Below are 18,477 nucleotides of genomic sequence, written 5' to 3'. Positions count from 1 at the left end.
TTACTCGGCGGCCTCGGCCACGCCCACAAGGATATCGCGGATCGCGGCCTCGTTGATGTCGTCATGCTCGGCAATGACCACCAGACGCGAGCGGCGTTCCTCACCGGGCTTCCACGGGCGATAATACTGGTGACGCACGCGGGCACCCACGGCCTGCACCAGAAGGCGCATCGGTTTGCTCTGAACGGCGGCGTAGCCCTTGACGCGCAGGATGTTCAGTTCGTTGGCGAGACGCTCGATATTCGCAACCAGCGCCGCAGGGTCGGTCTGTTCAGGCAGTTCGATGATGATGCTTTCGAAATCGTCATGCTCGTGGTCGTCATGGCCGTCGTGATGCGACGGGCGCGCGTCCATATCGTCCTCGGCGGCGGCCTCAAGGCCAAGCACCACGCGCACATCCACGGCACCTTCGGCAACCTCGACCACAGGTAGCGGGCGGGGCGCTTCGGCGGCGATGACGGCCTTGGCCTTGGCCACACCTTCCGGACCCGCCAGATCGGGCTTGGTCAGCAGGATGATGTCGGCGCAGGAAATCTGATCCTCGAATACCTCGGACAGAGGCGTTTCGTGGTCAATCGAGTCGTCGGCCAGACGCTGGGCGTCCACCGCCTCGACATCCGGCGCAAACCGACCGGCGGCCACGGCTTCGGCATCGGCCAGCGCGATCACGCCGTCCACAGTGATTTTCGAACGGATATCGGGCCAGTCGAACGCCTTCAGCAGCGGCTTGGGCAGGGCGAGGCCCGAGGTTTCGATCAGGATGTGATCGGGCCGTGGCTCCAGCGCCATCAGCGCCTCAATGGTCGGGATGAAGTCGTCGGCCACGGTGCAGCAGATACAGCCATTGGCCAGCTCCATGATGTTTTCCGCCGGGCAGTCGGGAATGGCGCAGGACTTGAGGATGTCGCCATCGACACCCACATCGCCAAATTCGTTGACCACGACGGCCAGACGCTTGCCCTGCGGGTTCTGCATCAGGTGCCTGACCAGCGTGGTCTTGCCCGAGCCCAGAAAGCCGGTGATCACAGTGACGGGAAGTTTCTCAAGAGTGCTCATTTCAGGGCTCCAATCGGGGGAATGCGGGCCGCACAGTTTTTGCGGAAATGTTCGGGGCGCTCGCGCCATTTGACCAGACCATCCTGGGTCGCGAGGTACTTGGTGACGCCCTCAACGATGGTTTCGACGTGGTCGGTTTCGTTCAGGTTCTCATAGACAAAGGTCCAGCGTGCGGGGCCACCGCGCAACACGACGGAACAGCCCTGATCGCAGTTCGACAGGCATTCGACCGGTTTCAGGTCTACGCCTTCGGGCAGATCAGCCTGTTCAAGTGCCTTGTGCAGCAGGGTGCCGGGTCGCTGCGCGTCATCTTCGATGGGCAGCCCACGACGGCAAGTGGTGCAGACCAGCAACTCGACAGGTGCGGTCTCGGTCATGTCTCTCATCCCCCCAAATCCTCTTCGCGGGGGACGGGGTTTCATGCGGGCCACGCGTCTGCACATGGACCCGACACCGGAACACCCCGTCCGGTTACATCTTCGGGTGCTGGCAGGTCTCCCGGCTTGCGGATGTCAGAGGCTTCGCTCTGGCAGATGTCCCGCCTTCCCGGCCTTGCGGGCCAGTGGCATTGGGCACCCTCTCCGGTCACGGTCGCGGGGGCGGCTGCGTTTGACGGAGTACCGCTGACGCATTCCCTTTTCATCCTCTTACGAGGACACCAACGCAAGGGACATGCGGCACGGGCAGGGGGGTTGTCAAGCATCAGCAAGGTGTCGAAATGCTCAAGGTCGGAAAAGCGACCTGCCAATGTCAGTCAGCGGCATCCGTACCCAGCCGATCCCGCAACCAGGCGCAAAACAATCCGGCCGCCGCTGTCTGATGCGCAGCCCCCTGTGCGGTGATCAGGTAATGTGACTGGGCAAAGGGAATCGCCGGACCAGCAATCGCGATCGGCGCACCTTGCCGGATTGCATTTCGGGCAAACCGTTCAAGAATTGTGGCGTAGCCCGCGCCCGCCATGACAAGTTGCAGCGCCGCCACCGTTGTATCCACCGAATGCCGGGGTGACCGGTCCGAAGGGGAAATGCCATTGGCCTGGAAATAACGCGCCCAGTTGTCCTCATATCCCAGGATGTGAATCAACGGGCCGTCGCCAATCGTGCCGAGGGCGGGAGCCCCGGCATCGGCCCGGCACACCGGCACCAGTCTTTCCGCCGTCAGCTTCTCGGATTTTACGCCCGGCCAGTCGCCGTAGCCGAGGCGAATTTCGACGTCCACATCATTGGGCGCGATACTGTCGTTCCAGATATGCGACACCAGCCGAACCGGAATGCCCGGGTGCCGGGTGGTGAAGTCCGGCAGTTCCGCCGCAACCCAGTAGGTCGCAGTCGAAATCGCCGCTCTTACCGTCAGCGTCTGACGGGAGGCCGGGCCGAACAGGCTGTTCGTCGACAGGACGATGTCGCCAAGCGCGCGCCGCACCGTCATGGAATAGGACTGCCCCAGTTCGGTCAGCTCCAGCCGCCGCGCGTTTCTGGTGAACAGTTTTTGCCCCAGTTCCGCTTCCAGAGACCGGATATGCAGAGACACCGCCGTCTGGGTCAATCCAAGCTCATGCGCCGCGGTTGTAAAATTCAGATGCCGCGCGGCAGATTCAAAACTGCGCAGCCAGGCGGGGTTTGGCAGGCGGTCCATTTATCACCAAAAAAATCTGACCATTACCTGCATTATTATTCGTTTTCCTTTCAGAAAGGCAACATGGATACTTGCCGCGAAACAACACAGAACACGCTTCCGGAGGAACAAATGAAAGTCGGTTTTATCGGTTTGGGAAATGTGGGCGCAAAGCTGTCGGGCTCGCTTTTGCGCAACGGTATCGACCTGACCGTTCACGATCTGAACCCGGACCTGGTGGTGGAATTTGTGGCACAGGGCGCCAGGGCGGCTGAGGGACCGGCGCAGTTGATGCGCGACTGCGATGCCGTCATCACCTGCCTGCCGTCGCCTGCGGCTTCGGATGCTGTGATGCAGGAGATGCTGCCAGAAGTCGGTCCGGGAAAAATCTGGATGGAGATGTCGACCACGGATGAGGCCGAGGTCAAACGCCTTGGCGCCCAGGTGATCGCTCGCGGCGGGGCTGCCGTTGACTGCCCCGTGTCCGGAGGATGCCACCGCGCCGCGACCGGCAATATCTCGATCTTCGCCGGATGCGACCGCGAGACGTTTGAAAGCATTCTGCCTTTTCTGACCACGATGGGCCGGCGGGTGCTGCATACGGGCGAACTGGGTTCGGCATCGGTTCTGAAAGTTCTCACCAACTATCTGGCGACAGCCAACCTGATCACCTGTGCCGAGGCGCTGGTCACGGCCAAGGCTGCGGGCATGGACCTCAATACCACTTACGAGGCCATCAAAATCTCGTCCGGCACCTCGTTCGTGCACGAAACGGAAAGCCAGGTCATTCTCAACGGATCCCGTGATATCTCCTTCACCATGGACCTTGTGAAAAAGGATATCGGACTGTTTCAGGAGGTCGCGGACCGCGCTGGCGTGCCATTGGAAATCAACCCGGTGATGATCAAAATCTTCGATGACGCCATCGCCCGGTATGGCGAGCGGGAGCTGTCCCCGAACATTATCAAGAGGTTGGAGGATGCGACGGGGCTGGAAATCCGGGCACCGGGTTTCCCGACGGAAATGCTGGACGACGAACCCGAGGAGCCCGGCTACGAAGTCATCCCCCAAGGTCGCGCCGACGCGTGATTTCCAGTGCCGGAGGTGAGATTTGATCAGGAGGGTGGAGGCGAGTACCGGAATCGAACCGGTGTACACGGATTTGCAATCCGCTGCGTCACCACTCCGCCAACTCGCCTAAGGTGGTGTAAAGCAGGGCTTTAAACGAGTCGCCGGATGGGCGCAATACGATATTCCCAACATTTGCCCAAACCTTCGCGTTCAGGCCTTGTTCTGTTCTTGCGTTTGTTTGGCCCAGAGAGCGGCAAACAAGGTGACTTTGAAAATACTCGGCTTTCTTGTTGGTTACGACCGCGGTCCGCGCCTTCAAACCTGTCAAAACGCTGTTATCCGAAACCTTGACGGGGCAGGCTCTGGTCGTCGTGAGTTTGAGCGCTCGAAGTTCAGGGGTCCGCCAATAGCATTTTCAAGCCTCGGGAGGCAAATTACGGCTTGGATAGTCGGGATGCGGTTGAAATACTTCCGCATTCCTTTACGCCCAGACCAATCAGGTATTCGCCGGAAACATACAAAAGCTCGGCGGGCCCGGCAAACCGGGCCTTGGACATGAACCAGCGTCTTACCGGACCCGGGTAGTAGGTGGAAAGCGAGGCGCTTTTTCTGTCGAACTCATCAGCGGTCATTTTCGTCCGCGTTGACCGATAGGGGCCATGAAAGCCAAACATTGTTTTAGGTGAGACGCAGACGTCATCCGCGCCAAGCAGCATGGTGCAGCTTGAATGACAATAGTCTCCTATGATCCGGACCTGTGCATTGGTCCTGTTGGCGATTTCGATCTGGACCTTACGATCCAGAATCCGGCCGCCGGGGTCATTGATAACCTGTATTTCTTTTGATGCCGCAGGCAGGCTCATAGAGATGAGCGCCGTCAGGGCCGCAATTGATTTTCTCATTAGGACTGCTCTGCCTGCCGTTTTCCGGCTTCTGACTTTGATACAGGCTATGTTCAGCAAGATTTCCGCGTCAAGTGATTGATATCCATGCCGCCACGCCAGAATCAGGTTCTGGCGCAAAAGTCACATACCTGTTTGGCTGCCGCATTCTCACACGCTTTACACGTGTGCATTTCGTGAGCGAATGGTTCCGGCGGCACGAAGTATGTTGCAGCGGGAAACCAAGACGTGGTTGCGCCTTGCCCTCTGCCCGTGCCCAAGTTCCTGCGATGGGGCAAAAGTTTCAGCGCCAGAGCCGTTGCCGGTTTCATCCGGATATGGCACAAGCCAAACACCCTTGGGACAAACATGAGCGATCCAATGACAGATTTCGCAACCCGGCGCCGTACGATGGTCGACACACAGGTCCGCCCGTCTGATGTCACAAAGTTTCCCATCATCGACGCAATGCTCAGCGTCCAGCGTGAGAATTTTGTGCCGGATGCGCAACGCGAAGCGGCCTATGCCGAAGGCGTGATCGAGCTTGGCGGCGGGCGTTGCATGTTGGAGCCTCGGACCCTGGCCAAGATGTTGGATGCGCTGAATATTTCCAATGACGAAGTGGTTTTGGATATCGCTCCGGGACTGGGGTATTCGACCGCGGTTGCGGCGCACATGGCGCAATTGGTGGTCGCCGTGGAAGAAGACGAAGGTTTCGCCGCGGAAGCACAGACCATTCTGATGGAAGCGGATGCCGACAACGCGGTTGTGCATGTCGGGCCGCTGGATCAGGGCGCAACGGAACACGGACCTTACGATGTCATCATGATTCAAGGCGGGGTTGAGCAGGTGCCGGATGCCCTGATCGGTCAGCTCAAGGATCACGGTCGCATTGCATGCCTTTTCGTCGAAGGAGAGCTTGGAACTGTGCGCATCGGGCACAAATCCGGCGACCGGATCACGTGGCGCCACGCGTTCAATGCCAATGCGCCGATATTGCGGGCCTTTTCCGCCGAGTGTGCATTTTCGCTATAGTTGTAGCGCATAAATTTTCGCTGCCTTGATTAGTTGAAAACAAACGCGCAAACTGTCCACAGGGCAGCGTAATTTTGGTTTGAGAAGGATTTCGTTATGCGTTCACGGACGGGGCGGAAGTTAGTTAAGGCATTTGCATTGACGGCGGGCATTGCGCTCAGTGCTATGCCGGGGCGGGCGGTCTGGGCCGATAACCTGACCGACGCATTCATCGGAGCTTACAATACAAGTGGATTGCTGGAGCAGAACCGGGCGTTGTTGCGTGCGGCGGATGAAGACGTTGCAATCGCGCTGTCGGCGCTGCGGCCAATCATCAACTGGACGGTGGAAGTCAGCCAGAATTACACCCGGGCCGACACCAGCACCGGTGTCACCAGGAATGAGCCGTCCAACTTTTTCACCGGCCTCACGCTGAGCCAGTTGATCTACGATGGCGGGTTTTCCGTGCTGGGCAAGCAATCTGCACAGGAAACGGTTCTGTCCACCAGGCAGACCCTGCTGGACATCGAACAAATTGTACTGTTCCGCGCGGCCGAAGCCTATTTGGGCGTTCTGCTACAGGAAGAAACCGTTGCGATCCGGCTGAACAACGTCGATGTGTCGGCCGAGGAACTCCGGGCCTCTCAGGACCGATTCGATGTCGGTGAAGTTACGCGGACGGACGTGGCGCTGTCCGAGGCGCAGCTTGCAAGCTCGCAGGCGGATTTGGCGGTCGCGCGTGGTAACCTGAGCATTGCGCAGGCCGAATATGTGAACGCCGTCGGCAAGGCGCCGGGGCGGACGGCAGGCCAGCCGAGGCTGCCGAACCTGCCACGATCCGAGGCCGAGGCGGTAAGCCTGGCGCAGCGCAACCATCCTTCAATTCTGTCCGCGCAGCATCAGGTGCGGGCGCTGGATCTGGTGGTTCAGCAGCAGCGCGCCAATCTGGGTCCGAATGTCACGCTGAACGCCGATGCCGGTATCACCGAAAGCTATGACAACGACGACAATATCGAGGACGCGACAATTGCTCTGCGCTTTAACCAGCCGATTTATGCTGGCGGCCGGCTGGCGGCCAGCGTTCGCCGCGCCATGGCGACGCGGGATGCCTCCCGCGCCAACCTGCTGAATGTTCAGAAGGATATCACCCAGGGGGTCGCCGACGCGTATGCCGCGTTTCAGGCCGCCACTGCCAGCCTGAGGGCGTCGACCGAGCGGGTTCGTGCCTCGCAGGTGGCGTTTGACGGTATCCGGGAAGAGGCCACTCTGGGCGCGCGGACCACGCTGGACGTTCTGAACGCTCAGCAGGATCTTCTTGACGCGCAACTGGCCGAGGTCGCGTCACGCACGGAACGGTCCCGGGCTGCGTATCAGCTATTGCAGGCTCAGGGCCTGTTGACGGCGGAACGTCTGGGGCTGGCGGTGCAAATCTACGATCCGACCCTTTACTACAATCTGGTGAAGAAGGCTCCGGCGCAGGTCAGCCGCCAAAGCCGGGATCTGGATCGCGTCCTCAAAGCATTGCGCCGCGACTAAGGGGCGATACTACCTGTTGTGAGGACCGAATTGTTTGGCTACACTCTACCGTAAGGATAGAGCGGTAGAGAACAATGACGGAAAAAGTCGTAAACTCGGGTATCGAGGACGTCCTGTCCTCGATCAAACGTCTGGTCACCGAAGAGGGTCGGAAAGTCCCCGATCTTGTTGCATCGTCAGTTTCGCGCAAGCCGGGCAGGCTGGTTCTGACCGACGCGTTGAGGGTGGGTGCGCCAGCGGCGGATGACGAAAATACCCGGCCATCGCAAAAGAAACCGGAGTACCGGGCCGAGGATTTGGTCAAGCCGATGATCCTGCGGGCATGTGACATTGTTAAGCACGCAGAACCGGCGGCGGAACAGCAAACGGACGCGGAACCCGAAAGCGATCCCGCCGTCAGCCTGAGCGCCAAGATCGAAGCGCTGGAAGCCGCGATCGCCCGCACCGAGGATCAGTGGGAACCCGATGGCGACAGCGATGACGCCTATTCCGGCACGCCAACCAAACCGCTTGAATGGCGTCCAAAGGCTGAGTTTGTCGAAGCCGAAGCCGAAGCCGAAGCCGAAGCCGAAGCCGAAGCCGAAGCCGAAGCTGTGGCAACAAGTGGCAATGTCGATGAAGGCGGGATCGAGTTGGAGCACACGGAACTCGACGCGACGGCGACGTTTATCCGCGATCCCGACGTCTTTGCGCTGACAAGCACCGAACCTCCGGAAGAACTGGAGCATTTGGTATCCCTGACGATGAGCGAAGAAGCGCTGCGCGAGTTCGTGGCGCAGGTCGTGCGCGAGGAATTGCAGGGCGTATTGGGTGAGCGTATCACGCGCAATGTTCGCAAAATGGTACGGCGGGAAGTGTACCGCGCGCTGGCCGAGCAAAAACTGGACTGATCTCTAGGACCGGGTCGGACGGCTGGCTATCGACAGAAGCCGATCCAAACTCATGTGCTGTTCCAGATGATCCGCCAGTGCGTCCAGCGTGTCCTCGATACCGTCCTCGTATGACAGATCCGACGCAGCGCCCAATTGTTCCAGATAGCTGGCTCTGAATGCGTCGGACGAGAAGATGCCGTGAAGGTAACTGCCGCGAATACGGCCCGTGCGGTCAGCGGCGCCCTCTGGCCGGTTTTCGATCTCAAGCCAGGCCCGGTCGCAATCCGGACCCTCGGTCCGGCCCATGTGAATCTCATATCCCGTCACGGGTTGATCGCCCGGAACCGTGCGCGCGGTGCGCAGTGTGACCTGTTTCTCGCCTGCCATCACGGTGGTCACGTCCAGCAGCCCCAGCCCTTCAACCGCGCCCGGGCGACCGTCGACGCCGTCAGGGTCATCGATGGTTTTACCCAACATCTGAAAACCGCCACACAGGCCCAGAACATGCCCGCCGCGCCGGACATGGGCATAGAGGTCGATGTCCCAGCCTTGCGCCCGGAAATAGGCCAGATCGCCGATGGTGGATTTGCTTCCCGGCAGCAGAACAAGATCGGCGTTGCCGGGCAGGGGGCGGCCGGCGGGGATAATCTCGACCGTGACACCGGGTTCGGCTGACAACGGGTCCAGATCGTCGAAATTGGCCATACGCTCCAGTTGCGGTACGATGACTTTGCAGGTGCCGCCGCTGTGCGACCGGATGTCCATCATATCTTCGGCCGGCAGTTTCCAGGCATCGTGGAACCACGGGACCACGCCCATGCAGGGCCATCCCGTACGCGCGGCAATATCGTCGCGCCCTTCATCAAACAAAGACACATCGCCCTTGAACCGGTTAACCGCAAAACCCCGGATCATCGCCAGATCACGTTGATCCAGAACCGCCTGCGTCCCGACAATCTGAGCGATCACGCCGCCGCGATGGATATCGCCCACCAGAACCACAGGAACACCGGCGGCGCAGGCAAAGCCCATATTGGCGATGTCCCCCTTGCGCAGATTGGTCTCGGCCGGGCTGCCGGCTCCTTCAATCAGCACCAGATCGGCGTCGGCGCACAGCCGGTCAAAGCTTTCAAGCGCGGCGCCCAGCAGTTTCGATTTGTCTTTGCGATAGTCGCCCGCCTTCATCGTGCCCGCGCGCTGACCCTGAATTATGATCTGTGCCCCGGTGTCGGTTTCGGGTTTCAGCAGGATCGGGTTCATATCCGTGTGCGTGGCGCGTTTGGCTGCACGGGCCTGCAGCGCCTGCGCGCGCCCGATCTCACCGCCGTTTTCCGTCACCGCTGCGTTGTTCGACATGTTCTGCGGCTTGAACGGCGCAACCCGCAGCCCGCGCCGCGTATAGGCCCGCGCCAGCCCGGCAACCAAAACCGATTTGCCGACATTGCTGCCGGTGCCCTGAATCATGATGGCGCGAACCATGGCCGTCTCCTATACGTTAGGGCGCAGATGACCTGATTTGAGGCCAAAGGGAAAGCCCCGGATGAACACGCCCGCGCATCTTTTGATCGGTGCCGCCGCATTTGCGCGCCCCGCGAAAGGGTGGGTTCTGTGGGCGGCGGTGATCGGGTCGCTGTTGCCTGATTTGTCGCTATACCTCATGGCGGGGACGTCCCTGTTCCTTCTTGGCATCCCGCCACAGGTGGTGTTCGACGAGCTTTATTTTTCGCCCGCCTGGCAGACCGTATTTGCCATCGACAATTCCTTTATCCTGTGGGGGCTGTCGTTGCTGATGGGGCTTTGGCGCGGATGGCGGTTTCTGGCCGTCGCCGCTGCCGCCGGCCTTCTGCATCTGACCCTGGATTTCCTGCTGCATGCAGGTGACGGTCGCCCGCAGTTCTGGCCGCTGAGCGATTGGGTGTTTCACAGCCCAGTCAGCTATTGGGACAGCGCGCACCACGCCCTTTGGGTGGCCCCGGCGTCCATCGTGGTTTGCGCAGGATCCTATGCGGTGCTTTGGCACAGAGGACTGACGGTCACGGCCAAGCTGTTCTTTGGCGTGCTTCTGGCAGCGGAACTTTGGGTCGCCCGTCAGTGGTTCTTGTTCTTTTGACGTGCCCAAAAGAAAAACGCGCCCCGGTTTCGGGAGCGCGTTTTTTCCTTCAGAGGTCGCCCTAGATCAGGCGGCTTCTGCCTGCTGAGCGGCATTGCGACGCTCGCTTTCTTCACGCGACAGCGCGACCGAGGTTCGCACGCCACGGCCAACGAACTCCATCAGTCCGCTGACAACCCGTTCGTTCGGGTCGATGCCCGCGCAGGACAGCACTTCGCGACCATCGCGCGAGCGCGCCCAACGGGCGATTTGTTCCGGGCCGTTGCCGTATTTCTTGTCATCGGCAATGGCGTCATCAAGCGCAGCCAACACAACGGCCGCGAAAAGTTTGCGTGCACGATTGCCTTGCTCATTGTTAAAGGCAGTGCCGTCAACGAAATCTCTCATCTCGTCTTCCTTGTTGTTCTTGCTCTTGCATTTTCGGCGTGACGGTCCTTATGACCTATTAGGTGCGATTCGGATACACCTAAAATGCATAGTTGCGTTGCGTCATTTGCATAGCTTGCTGCAAGTGCAGCACTAGGTGTCGTTGTCTTGCCAGGTGTGATCCCGCCAGATATAGGGGCGGCAACTGACGCATCAACCGTTTGTGAAGGATTTATGTAATGCCCAAGATAAATGGGAACGAAATTCGCCCCGGCAACGTGCTTGAGCATAATGACGGGCTGTGGGCGGCGGTCAAAGTGGATCACGTAAAGCCCGGTAAAGGCGGTGCTTTTGCGCAGGTCGAACTGCGTAACCTGCGCAACGGGTCCAAGCTGAACGAACGGTTTCGGTCCGCCGACAAAGTCGAGCGCGTGCGCCTTGAGCAGAAGGACCAGCAGTTTCTGTACGAATCCGACGGCATGCTGGTGTTCATGGATTCCGAGACTTACGAGCAGATCGAACTGCCCTCAGACCTGCTGGGTGAGCGGCGTCCTTTTCTGCAGGACGGCATGACAATTGTGGTCGAATTCTATGAAAGCGAAGCGCTGAATGCGACGCTGCCGCAGAAAGTGACGTGCAAGATCGTCGAAACCGAGCCGGTGGTCAAAGGACAGACCGCTGCGAACTCGTTCAAACCCGCCGTTCTGGACAATGGCGTAAAGGTCATGGTCCCGCCCTTCATCGGCCAGGATGAGATGATCGTGGTGAACACGGAAACCATGGAATATTCCGAGCGCGCGTGACGCAGCGACCATTCCGGAAAAACGAAAGACCGCGCAGGTACCAGCCGCGCGGTCTTTTTAGTTGCGACGTTTCAGGTATCGATACCGTTCGGGGTTGGGGCCAAACAGTTCCAGCATCAGTTCGTATTTGATGCGGTTGGCACTGACCTGCCGATAGAAGGCGATCAGAAACGCGGTCGGGCCCTGAATACGGCCGAGACCACTGACGGCGGCCACCACAGTACCGACATCTGTTCTTCCCTGCAGAACCAGCCAGCCACCCAGCATCAGAACCCCGACGGTGCCCGCGCCGTTGATAACGCTCAGCAGGAATTTTGCAGACAGTTTCCACAGAAACATCCTGCGCCGCGTTTCGTATATCTTGTCGAACTGGGCATCGATATCGCGCGCTACCGCGTCGATCTCCTCGGTCGTCAGCTTGTCGGTGGAGCTGCGTAATATGCGGACCCGTTCGGCAACAAAGACGTTCACTTTGCGCTGCGATACCAGAACGATCACGATCTGGGGCACGATCATGGAAAAAGCGATCAGGCCCAGCCCCGGTTGGGTGGACGAGATATAGCCGATCACGCTGATCAGCGTGCCGATCTGGACCACCGGATCGGAAAAGGCGCCACCTGCAAACTTGCCCAGTTCCTCGGCTTCGGCGGAAATGGCCGTGGTCATGGTCCCCTTGCGCATCGATTCACCGGTTTCACCGATGTCGGACGAACGGACCAGCAGCCGCTGGCGGATCATCCGGATCATGTCTTCGCCCAGCGTGCCCGCGCGGAACCCCAGCAACCATTTCAGCGCCAGGCTCAGCAGGATAACGGCCATCATACCGGCACCCAGCCGGATCAGCCGTTCAGCGCCGACATCCGTCGAGGTAAGGTGGTTGACGATATCGCGCTGAAATTCCAGGGGCACCGCGGCAAGGGCCGCAATGGCAATGGACAAGATGATCAGGATGATCTGCCGCCCGGCGCTGGCACGCCAGATCGCTCTGTATAACTTAAACATATGCGGATCCGGGTCATTGAACTGAACCCAGTTTGGCAGTGCAACGGACCTTGTCCAAGCGCCGTCGGCTTAACCTGCGGTTCAGTCGTGCCGGATCGGCAACATATCAGTCGTCAAGGGTGACCGTGGCCTCGGCAGCCTGCATGCTACCCTGCGCGCGGTCAAAACGCAGGTAGGCGATGCCCAGACCCTTCGACTGGGTGAACAAAGTGCCAGCCGGTTTGCCGCCTGACGTTATTTGGGTCCCGACCGGAGCCGCGCCTTCGACCTGAACGCTGCGTAGCCCTTTGCGCAACTCGACCTTATGTTTCATCCGGGCGGTAACTTCCTGCCCGACATAGCAGCCCTTTTTGAAATCAACCCCGTTCAGCACCTCGAATCCCGACTCAAGGATATAGCTGTCCGGGGTCAGTTCGATGCCGGTTTCGGGGATACAGTGGCGCACGCGGATGGCGTCCCAATCCGTGCCGTCGTCACTTTCCGCAGCGGCCGTGTATACCCGCCAGCCCATATCGGGGTGGCGCGGGTCGGGCAGGGCGCCTTCGGGCGCAGGACCGGTACCGCGTTGCAGGTTCAGGCCGCTGTCCTCGATTTTGACGTCGGCGCGCAGCTTGTACATGCCCAGCCGATTGACAAAGCCATCAGCGATATTTTCGGCGACGTCCAGCAGGACCGCATCGCCGTCGCGTTTCAAAAAGAAATCCGCCAGGTATTTGCCCTGAGGGGTCAGCAAGGCCGCATAAACCAGCCCGTGATCCAGCCCGCCGATATCGTTGGTGACCAGCCCCTGCAGGAAGCTGTCGGTGTCCGAACCACTCAGGCGCAGAATACGGCGATTGGGCATTGGGTGGTCCTCGTCTTTTCCCTTGGCCCCGTGATATAGGAGTTCGCGCCGACATGACCAGAGGGTATCGCCGTGCCTGCACAAATCAGCATCGTAATACCTACACTGAATGCCGGGGCCACTCTGCCTTCGACGCTGCAGGCATTGATGGAGGGGCTGCATTCCGGCCTGATCCGGGAACTGATCATCACGGATGGCGGATCAGCCGATCATACCCTTGAAATCGCAGAAGAAGCGGGCGCAGAGATCGTCACCGGCCCGCCCTCTCGCGGCGGGCAGCTGCACCGGGGATGTGTGCGGGCCAGCGGAGAGTGGCTGCTGGTCCTGCATGCCGATACCGTTCTGCGGGAAGGCTGGGGTGACGTGGTCGCAGGGCATTTGTCGACGGGCAGGCCCGCAGCGTTTCGTCTGGCCTTCGATACGCGAGGGTTCGGACCGTCGTGGGTTGCGGGCTGGGCCAATCTGCGCAGCCGCGTGTTCGGTCTGCCCTATGGCGATCAGGGTCTGCTGGTTCCGCGCAGGGCTTACCAGAACGCTGGCGGATATCCGAACCAGCCCCTGATGGAGGACGTAGCGCTGGTGCGGGCACTGCCTGCTGTAACGCTGCTGAACGCCTGTGCGGTTACGCGGGCGGACCGGTACGAGCGGTCGGGCTGGGTGCGCCGGGGGGCTCGGAATTTGTGGACTCTGACGCGCTATTTTCTGGGGGCAGATCCGGAGCGGCTGGCGCAGGACTACCGGCGCTGAGTGCCGTGCGCAGTTCAACGATGGACTTGCCCAGCCTGAAGGGCGCGGCAAAGCTGACAAGGCACAATGCGATGATCTGCAACACCAGAATATGCGCATTGGCCTGCAGGTATTCCCATTCGTCTTTCAGTTTGCCGACCTGTTCAACCAGATCATCATAGCTTTGGGCCAAGATCATATAGTCCCCGGCAATAGCGGGCACCTTGCGGCGCATGTTGTCGATGGCGGCCTGCGTTTCGTCGTCCAGCGTCGTGAAGACCAGAAACTGGTCGATATCGAACGCGTCCGCCTTGGCCGCCATGGCACGCATGTCGTCCTTTTCGTCTTTCGCCTGCCGGCCGAACAGGAATTGCAGCCCTTGCAGCGGGGCGACTTCATTGGTCACCGCGATGAACAGGGGCAGGTCCGCGTTGCTGGCGGTTGAGGCGGAAAGAAACTCGACCTTTTCGCACAAAACGGTCGTGTCCGGATCGTAGGCGGGATCACAGAACCTCAGACGGAACCGTGCCGCGTCCCGATCAAAGGCCAGCGTAGCGGCATAAGCCACGTCTATCTGCCGGTCCAGCCGCGAACTGTCCGAGGTGTAAAGCCCCGCAAGCACAGCCACCAGCGCACCGATACCGCCCAGCACGACCCAGACCAGATCGGCCAGTTTCCACGCCCGGTGACCGGCCGGTTTGCGAAACAGAAATGCCGTGCCGACCGATCCGATCAGGAAAAACAGGATCAGCAGCGGCAGCTGGTTTTCGGTCACAAACGTCATGGCTCCAAAGTGACCGTCCGCCCGCGCGCTGGCAACACTCCTCACGGGCAGTTGTAGCTTTCTTACGGAGAAACGCCTTAAGAGCCGGAACTTTGGCCAAATTTCCGGAACAGCTTGGTCCGGTCAAACGCCTGTTCCAGTTCGTCCGTACGTTCCTTGACCGAATCCCAAAGGCGTTCCTGTACTTCGGCGATGACGCATTCCATCAGCATCAAAATGGCCGCCATCGAATCCCACGCAGAGGGAACAGCGATGCGCGCGGCGAAGGTGTGTTTGGCCAGTCGGTGAATGGGCGAGCGCCACTGATCGGTGAACAGCACGATCTCTGCGGCGCGTTCGTGGCACAACTGACCGATCAGCAGGGTAGAGTTCTCGTAGCGGCGCACATCCAGAGCGATCAACACGTCATCCTTGCGGACATCCAGCAGGTCGTGGGTCCACGAGGCGGCGAAAGGCAGCAGGCGCACATCCGGGCGGATCATCTGCAAGTGCAGGTACAGATATTGCGCCAATGTGCCGGTGATGCGCCCGCCCGTTATGAAAATGCGCCGGTCGGGATCGCATAGCAGGTTGCAGAAACTGTCAAATTCGGCCGGATCAACTTCGTCTATCGTGCGTTTCTGGTTGGCGAGTGTCTGCTGGGAATAGCGGTTCAGGATGTGTTCTTCGGGCAGATCGTTTTGCCATAGGTCGCGTTTGGCGACAGGCCCCGAAATCATTTCTTTGACTTCGCCGCGCAGGGCGGCCTGAAACTGGGGATACCCGCCAAAGCCGGTTTTTTGCAGCATGCGCGCCACGGTCGTCGTGGACACCGAGGCCGTGCTGGCCAGTTCCGTAATACTGCCAAGGCCCGCCATGGGGTAGTCATCCAGCAAAACGCTGACCAGTTGCCGTTCGGATGGGGTCATCTTTTCCCGGTGCGCCAGCAGCCTGTCCGTTACCCGCACTCAAGCGTCCTCCTGCTTTGGTTTCCTGCGCAGTGTGAATAATTTTTCAGCGTGATCAAGTGTGGTGAGATTTGTACAGGAAAATTATTGACAGGTGAATGTCTCGTGTGGAAATTTTTCCGCAGGGAGATTTCTTGGAATCGCAGGGCTGAAACTTGGATTTTGGAACGGTTGTTCACACGGATACGGCGAACGGCATGCCTTCGGTGGTGCTGGTGTGCGAACACGCGTCCAGACGGATACCGGAGTATCTGGGGGATATGGGGCTGACGCCTGAAGCGCGGAACAGCCATATAGCCTGGGATCCGGGGGCCCTTGCCGTCGCAAAGCTGATGGCGGCGCGTCTGTCTGCGCCATTGGTTTATGGCGGCGTTTCGCGATTGGTCTACGACTGCAACCGCCCGCCGGAAGCCGCAGGCGCGATGCCTGTCAAAAGCGAAAACTACGCCATCCCTGCCAACGCAGCGTTATCACCAGAGGAACGCAAATCCCGGATCGACGGCATCTACCAGCCCTTTTCGCAGGCGCTTTCGGCTCAGATCGACCGGCATCGGCCCTCGCTTGAGCTGATGGTCACGATGCACAGTTTCACGCCGGTCTACCTTGGCCAGAAGCGAGAGGTTGAATTGGGTCTGCTGCATGGGCGGGACGACAGGTTCGCGCAGGCGATGATGGCAACGGCCCCTGCCGAACTGCCATTCATCACGCGGTTGAACGAACCCTATTCGGCCGCGGACGGGGTCGCGCATACGCTGGATACTCAGGCGCTGCCCAACGGGTTGCTGAACGTCATGATCGAGCTGCGCAACGATCTGATCCGCACGCCCGCTCAGCAGATCGCCGCAGCCGAATGTCTTGTGCCCTGGATCAGCAGGACGCTGGCCGGATTTCAGGAAAGGAAAGCGGTGTGATCAGGGCGATGGCGTCATATGTGCGGGTCGTCGATGCGGTCAACTACAGGATCGGCCGGGTGATGATGTGGGGGCTGTTCGCGATGATGGGGATCCTGTTGTGGTCCTCGATCTCGAAAACGTTTTTCCTGCCATCGCTCTGGACGCTGGAACTGGCGCAGTTCGCGATGGTGACCTATTACATCATGGGCGGGCCGTATTCGATCCAGTTGGGCTCGAATGTGCGGATGGATCTGTTCTATCACAACTGGAGCCCACGCAGAAAAGCCTGGTTCGACGCCTTCACCGTCATTTTGCTGATCCTGTATCTGGGTGTTCTGCTCTATGGCGGGCTGGGGTCCACGGCCTATAGCCTCGGGTACTGGGGCGACGCGCCGCTGTCTTTTTTCACCGGCCTATTGACCGGCAGTGAAGAGATCGGACGTCTGGAACGCTCATCCACCGCATGGCGCCCGTATATCTGGCCGATCAAGGCGATCATGGTGCTCGGCTTTTTCCTGATGCTTTTGCAGGCAATTTCGGAATTCTTCAAAGACATAGCCCGGATCAACGGGCAGGAAATCGGGGTCCAGCGGGCATGAGCCAGGAATTTATCGCCATCTTCATGTTCGCGCTGATGATGCTGATGCTGTTCACCGGGCAGCGCGTCTTTGGCGCCATTGGAGCTGTGGCAACCATTGCCGCGTTGGCGCTGTGGGGCACAGGCGGGCAGGACATCCCGTTCTCGGCCGCCATGAAGCTGATGAAATGGTATCCGCTGCTGACCCTGCCGATGTTCATCTTCATGGGCTATGTGCTGTCTGAAAGCCGGCTGGCCGACGACCTGTACCGGATGTTCCACGTCTGGATGGGCCCGGTAAACGGGGGGTTGGCAATTGGCACCATTGGTTTGATGGTGCTGGTCTCGGCCATGAACGGGCTGAGTGTCGCGGGCATGGCCATCGGCGCGACCATTGCGCTGCCCGAATTGTTGCGGCGCGGGTACGACAAGACCATGGTGACCGGGGTCATTCAGGCAGGCTCCAGCCTGGGTATTCTCGTGCCGCCCTCGGTGGTTCTGGTGCTTTATGCGATGATCGCGCGGCAGCCAGTCGGTCAGCTGTGGCTGGCTGGCATTCTTCCGGGTCTGCTGATGGCCGGTCTGTTCATCCTGTACATCTGGATTCGCTGCCGCATTCAGCCGGAACTGGGCCCTGCGATGAAAGACGCGCATGAGGTGCCGCGGGCCGAGAAAATCCGCTTGCTGGGGGCGGGTGCCCTGCCGCTGATTATCTTTGCCGCGATGATGGTGCCATTTGTGAACGGATGGACCTCGCTGGTGGAAAGTTCTGCCATCGGGGCGCTGACCGCGCTGGTCGTTTCGGTCGTCAAGCGCCGCATGACGTGGAAGATTTTCGAAGACTGCACCAAACAGACGATGGCGATTTCCTGCATGTTCATGTGGATCATCCTTGCCGCGCTGGGCTTCGGGGCCGTGTTCGACGGCTTGGGCGCGGTGAAGGCGATTGAGAATCTGTTCACCGAACAGCTGGGCCTTTCGCCCTGGATGATTCTGATCCTGATGCAGCTGAGCTTTATCGTCATGGGCACGTTTCTGGACGACACGGCGATGCTGGTCATTGTGGCGCCGCTTTACGTGCCGCTGGTCGGGGCGCTGGGCTTTGATCTGATCTGGTACGGCGTGCTGTATACGATCACCACGCAGATCGCCTATATGACGCCGCCCTTTGGTTACAACCTGTTCCTGATGCGCGCGATGGCCCCGCCCGAGATCAGGCTCAAGGACATCTACCGTTCGATCATTCCGTTTGTCGGCGTGATGGTGCTGGCGCTGATCATTATTATGGTGTTCCCGGAAATCGCGCTTTGGTTGCCCGGCTATGTCTATGGAAATTAACAAGAATGCCTTTCGAATGGGCACGAATAACTTCAACGGAGAG

19 protein-coding genes, 1 tRNA gene and 1 riboswitch are annotated in these 18,477 nt (G+C 59.7%); of the genes, 10 read left to right on the top strand and 10 right to left on the bottom strand.

The annotated features are described in order from the left end of the window. From cobW to ACXAC3_RS15750, 3 genes are all read right to left on the bottom strand, one after another. Positions 1 to 1,056 carry a cobalamin biosynthesis protein CobW gene (gene cobW, locus ACXAC3_RS15760; RefSeq protein ID WP_475162089.1) on the bottom strand — a complete coding sequence of 352 codons (1,056 nt, stop codon included), beginning with the start codon at positions 1,054 to 1,056 and terminating at the stop codon, positions 1 to 3. Further along, complete coding sequence (locus tag ACXAC3_RS15755) at positions 1,053 to 1,433, bottom strand: DUF1636 family protein (RefSeq protein WP_475162087.1); 381 nt, start codon at positions 1,431 to 1,433, stop codon at positions 1,053 to 1,055. Before ACXAC3_RS15755 ends, cobW begins: the two co-directional genes overlap by 4 nt. Positions 1,434 to 1,527: 94 nt before the next feature. Next, positions 1,528 to 1,734, bottom strand: a riboswitch (cobalamin riboswitch). Positions 1,735 to 1,806: 72 nt separating this feature from the next. Next, entirely contained in the window at positions 1,807 to 2,691 is an 885-nt protein-coding gene (locus tag ACXAC3_RS15750; protein ID WP_475162085.1) for a LysR substrate-binding domain-containing protein, read from the bottom strand. 111 nt (positions 2,692 to 2,802) lie between these two features. Between ACXAC3_RS15750 and ACXAC3_RS15745 the strand changes: the two genes are divergently transcribed. Further along, on the top strand, positions 2,803 to 3,759 hold the full coding sequence (locus tag ACXAC3_RS15745) for an NAD(P)-dependent oxidoreductase (protein WP_475162083.1): 957 nt from the start codon (positions 2,803 to 2,805) through the stop codon (positions 3,757 to 3,759). A 35-nt stretch (positions 3,760 to 3,794) separates the two neighbouring features. Here the strand turns inward: ACXAC3_RS15745 and ACXAC3_RS15740 are convergent. Both ACXAC3_RS15740 and ACXAC3_RS15735 read right to left on the bottom strand, forming a co-directional pair. Then, positions 3,795 to 3,868: transfer RNA gene (locus ACXAC3_RS15740), tRNA-Cys, on the bottom strand. Between the two features lie 307 nt (positions 3,869 to 4,175). Beyond that, on the bottom strand, positions 4,176 to 4,763 hold the full coding sequence (locus ACXAC3_RS15735) for a hypothetical protein (RefSeq protein WP_475162081.1): 588 nt from the start codon (positions 4,761 to 4,763) through the stop codon (positions 4,176 to 4,178). 240 nt (positions 4,764 to 5,003) lie between these two features. On the opposite strand from ACXAC3_RS15735, the gene ACXAC3_RS15730 reads away from it, so the two are divergent. The 3 genes from ACXAC3_RS15730 to ACXAC3_RS15720 all read left to right on the top strand — a co-directional run bounded on the left by ACXAC3_RS15730 (position 5,004) and on the right by ACXAC3_RS15720 (position 8,062). After that, positions 5,004 to 5,657, top strand: coding sequence for a protein-L-isoaspartate O-methyltransferase family protein (locus ACXAC3_RS15730; protein WP_475162079.1), 654 nt, complete (start codon positions 5,004 to 5,006; stop codon positions 5,655 to 5,657). 96 nt (positions 5,658 to 5,753) lie between these two features. Continuing rightward, entirely contained in the window at positions 5,754 to 7,172 is a 1,419-nt protein-coding gene (locus ACXAC3_RS15725; RefSeq protein ID WP_475162077.1) for a TolC family outer membrane protein, read from the top strand. 74 nt (positions 7,173 to 7,246) lie between these two features. After that, positions 7,247 to 8,062, top strand: coding sequence for a hypothetical protein (locus ACXAC3_RS15720; protein WP_475162075.1), 816 nt, complete (start codon positions 7,247 to 7,249; stop codon positions 8,060 to 8,062). 3 nt (positions 8,063 to 8,065) lie between these two features. On the opposite strand, the gene ACXAC3_RS15715 is transcribed toward ACXAC3_RS15720, so the two are convergent. Next, on the bottom strand, positions 8,066 to 9,523 hold the full coding sequence (locus tag ACXAC3_RS15715; protein WP_475162073.1) for a cobyric acid synthase: 1,458 nt from the start codon (positions 9,521 to 9,523) through the stop codon (positions 8,066 to 8,068). Between the two features lie 61 nt (positions 9,524 to 9,584). Here ACXAC3_RS15715 and ACXAC3_RS15710 point away from each other — a divergent pair, with 61 nt between their 5' ends. Next, positions 9,585 to 10,154 carry a cobalamin biosynthesis protein CobQ gene (locus ACXAC3_RS15710; protein WP_475162071.1) on the top strand — a complete coding sequence of 190 codons (570 nt, stop codon included), beginning with the start codon at positions 9,585 to 9,587 and terminating at the stop codon, positions 10,152 to 10,154. A gap of 66 nt (positions 10,155 to 10,220) precedes the next feature. Here the strand turns inward: ACXAC3_RS15710 and ACXAC3_RS15705 are convergent, their stop codons facing one another. After that, positions 10,221 to 10,541, bottom strand: coding sequence for a DUF6280 family protein (locus tag ACXAC3_RS15705; RefSeq protein ID WP_037310273.1), 321 nt, complete (start codon positions 10,539 to 10,541; stop codon positions 10,221 to 10,223). A gap of 218 nt (positions 10,542 to 10,759) precedes the next feature. On the opposite strand from ACXAC3_RS15705, the gene efp reads away from it, so the two are divergent. Further along, positions 10,760 to 11,323 (top strand): elongation factor P, encoded by a 564-nt coding sequence (gene efp, locus ACXAC3_RS15700; RefSeq protein ID WP_039525334.1) that lies wholly within the window; start codon positions 10,760 to 10,762, stop codon positions 11,321 to 11,323. A 57-nt stretch (positions 11,324 to 11,380) separates the two neighbouring features. Here efp and ACXAC3_RS15695 read toward each other — a convergent pair whose 3' ends face one another. Both ACXAC3_RS15695 and ygfZ read right to left on the bottom strand, forming a co-directional pair. Beyond that, complete coding sequence (locus ACXAC3_RS15695; protein WP_475162069.1) at positions 11,381 to 12,325, bottom strand: ABC transporter transmembrane domain-containing protein; 945 nt, start codon at positions 12,323 to 12,325, stop codon at positions 11,381 to 11,383. A gap of 106 nt (positions 12,326 to 12,431) precedes the next feature. Next, a complete protein-coding gene (gene ygfZ, locus ACXAC3_RS15690; RefSeq protein WP_475162067.1) occupies positions 12,432 to 13,169 on the bottom strand; it encodes a CAF17-like 4Fe-4S cluster assembly/insertion protein YgfZ in 738 nt (245 codons plus the stop codon). A gap of 72 nt (positions 13,170 to 13,241) precedes the next feature. Between ygfZ and ACXAC3_RS15685 the strand changes: the two genes are divergently transcribed. Next, positions 13,242 to 13,916: a TIGR04283 family arsenosugar biosynthesis glycosyltransferase gene (locus ACXAC3_RS15685; protein ID WP_475162064.1), complete on the top strand. Its 675-nt coding sequence runs from the start codon at positions 13,242 to 13,244 to the stop codon at positions 13,914 to 13,916. Positions 13,917 to 14,756: 840 nt separating this feature from the next. Here the strand turns inward: ACXAC3_RS15685 and ACXAC3_RS15680 are convergent. Continuing rightward, a complete protein-coding gene (locus tag ACXAC3_RS15680; RefSeq protein WP_475162061.1) occupies positions 14,757 to 15,626 on the bottom strand; it encodes a MurR/RpiR family transcriptional regulator in 870 nt (289 codons plus the stop codon). Between the two features lie 155 nt (positions 15,627 to 15,781). Here ACXAC3_RS15680 and ACXAC3_RS15675 point away from each other — a divergent pair, with 155 nt between their 5' ends. Genes ACXAC3_RS15675 through ACXAC3_RS15665 form a run of 3 tightly spaced genes read left to right on the top strand, consistent with a single transcriptional unit; the run spans position 15,782 to position 18,434 of the window. After that, positions 15,782 to 16,537, top strand: a complete 756-nt coding sequence (locus tag ACXAC3_RS15675) for an N-formylglutamate amidohydrolase (protein ID WP_475162058.1) — start codon at positions 15,782 to 15,784, stop codon at positions 16,535 to 16,537. An 8-nt stretch (positions 16,538 to 16,545) separates the two neighbouring features. Continuing rightward, positions 16,546 to 17,118: a TRAP transporter small permease subunit gene (locus ACXAC3_RS15670; RefSeq protein ID WP_475163461.1), complete on the top strand. Its 573-nt coding sequence runs from the start codon at positions 16,546 to 16,548 to the stop codon at positions 17,116 to 17,118. Further along, positions 17,115 to 18,434: a TRAP transporter large permease gene (locus ACXAC3_RS15665; RefSeq protein WP_475162055.1), complete on the top strand. Its 1,320-nt coding sequence runs from the start codon at positions 17,115 to 17,117 to the stop codon at positions 18,432 to 18,434. Before ACXAC3_RS15670 ends, ACXAC3_RS15665 begins: the two co-directional genes overlap by 4 nt. The last annotated feature ends 43 nt before the right edge of the window (positions 18,435 to 18,477 follow it).

It is taken from the genome of Ruegeria sp. ABV4_181, from assembly GCF_056158465.1.
This window is presented reverse-complemented; position numbering and strand designations above follow the sequence as displayed.

Excerpts from the sequence above, each read along its gene's own strand:
- ACXAC3_RS15755 (WP_475162087.1), bottom strand. The coding sequence starts at position 1,433 with ATGACCGAGACCGCACCTGTCGAGTTGCTGGTCTGCACCACTTGCCGT.
- ACXAC3_RS15695 (WP_475162069.1), bottom strand. The coding sequence starts at position 12,325 with ATGTTTAAGTTATACAGAGCGATCTGGCGTGCCAGCGCCGGGCGGCAG.
- ACXAC3_RS15720 (WP_475162075.1), top strand. The coding sequence starts at position 7,247 with ATGACGGAAAAAGTCGTAAACTCGGGTATCGAGGACGTCCTGTCCTCG.
- efp (WP_039525334.1), top strand. The coding sequence starts at position 10,760 with ATGCCCAAGATAAATGGGAACGAAATTCGCCCCGGCAACGTGCTTGAG.
- ACXAC3_RS15745 (WP_475162083.1), top strand. The coding sequence starts at position 2,803 with ATGAAAGTCGGTTTTATCGGTTTGGGAAATGTGGGCGCAAAGCTGTCG.
- ygfZ (WP_475162067.1), bottom strand. The coding sequence starts at position 13,169 with ATGCCCAATCGCCGTATTCTGCGCCTGAGTGGTTCGGACACCGACAGC.
- cobW (WP_475162089.1), bottom strand. The coding sequence starts at position 1,056 with ATGAGCACTCTTGAGAAACTTCCCGTCACTGTGATCACCGGCTTTCTG.
- ACXAC3_RS15670 (WP_475163461.1), top strand. The coding sequence starts at position 16,546 with ATGGCGTCATATGTGCGGGTCGTCGATGCGGTCAACTACAGGATCGGC.
- ACXAC3_RS15715 (WP_475162073.1), bottom strand. The coding sequence starts at position 9,523 with ATGGTTCGCGCCATCATGATTCAGGGCACCGGCAGCAATGTCGGCAAA.
- ACXAC3_RS15730 (WP_475162079.1), top strand. The coding sequence starts at position 5,004 with ATGACAGATTTCGCAACCCGGCGCCGTACGATGGTCGACACACAGGTC.
- ACXAC3_RS15710 (WP_475162071.1), top strand. The coding sequence starts at position 9,585 with ATGAACACGCCCGCGCATCTTTTGATCGGTGCCGCCGCATTTGCGCGC.
- ACXAC3_RS15665 (WP_475162055.1), top strand. The coding sequence starts at position 17,115 with ATGAGCCAGGAATTTATCGCCATCTTCATGTTCGCGCTGATGATGCTG.
- ACXAC3_RS15725 (WP_475162077.1), top strand. The coding sequence starts at position 5,754 with ATGCGTTCACGGACGGGGCGGAAGTTAGTTAAGGCATTTGCATTGACG.
- ACXAC3_RS15750 (WP_475162085.1), bottom strand. The coding sequence starts at position 2,691 with ATGGACCGCCTGCCAAACCCCGCCTGGCTGCGCAGTTTTGAATCTGCC.
- ACXAC3_RS15705 (WP_037310273.1), bottom strand. The coding sequence starts at position 10,541 with ATGAGAGATTTCGTTGACGGCACTGCCTTTAACAATGAGCAAGGCAAT.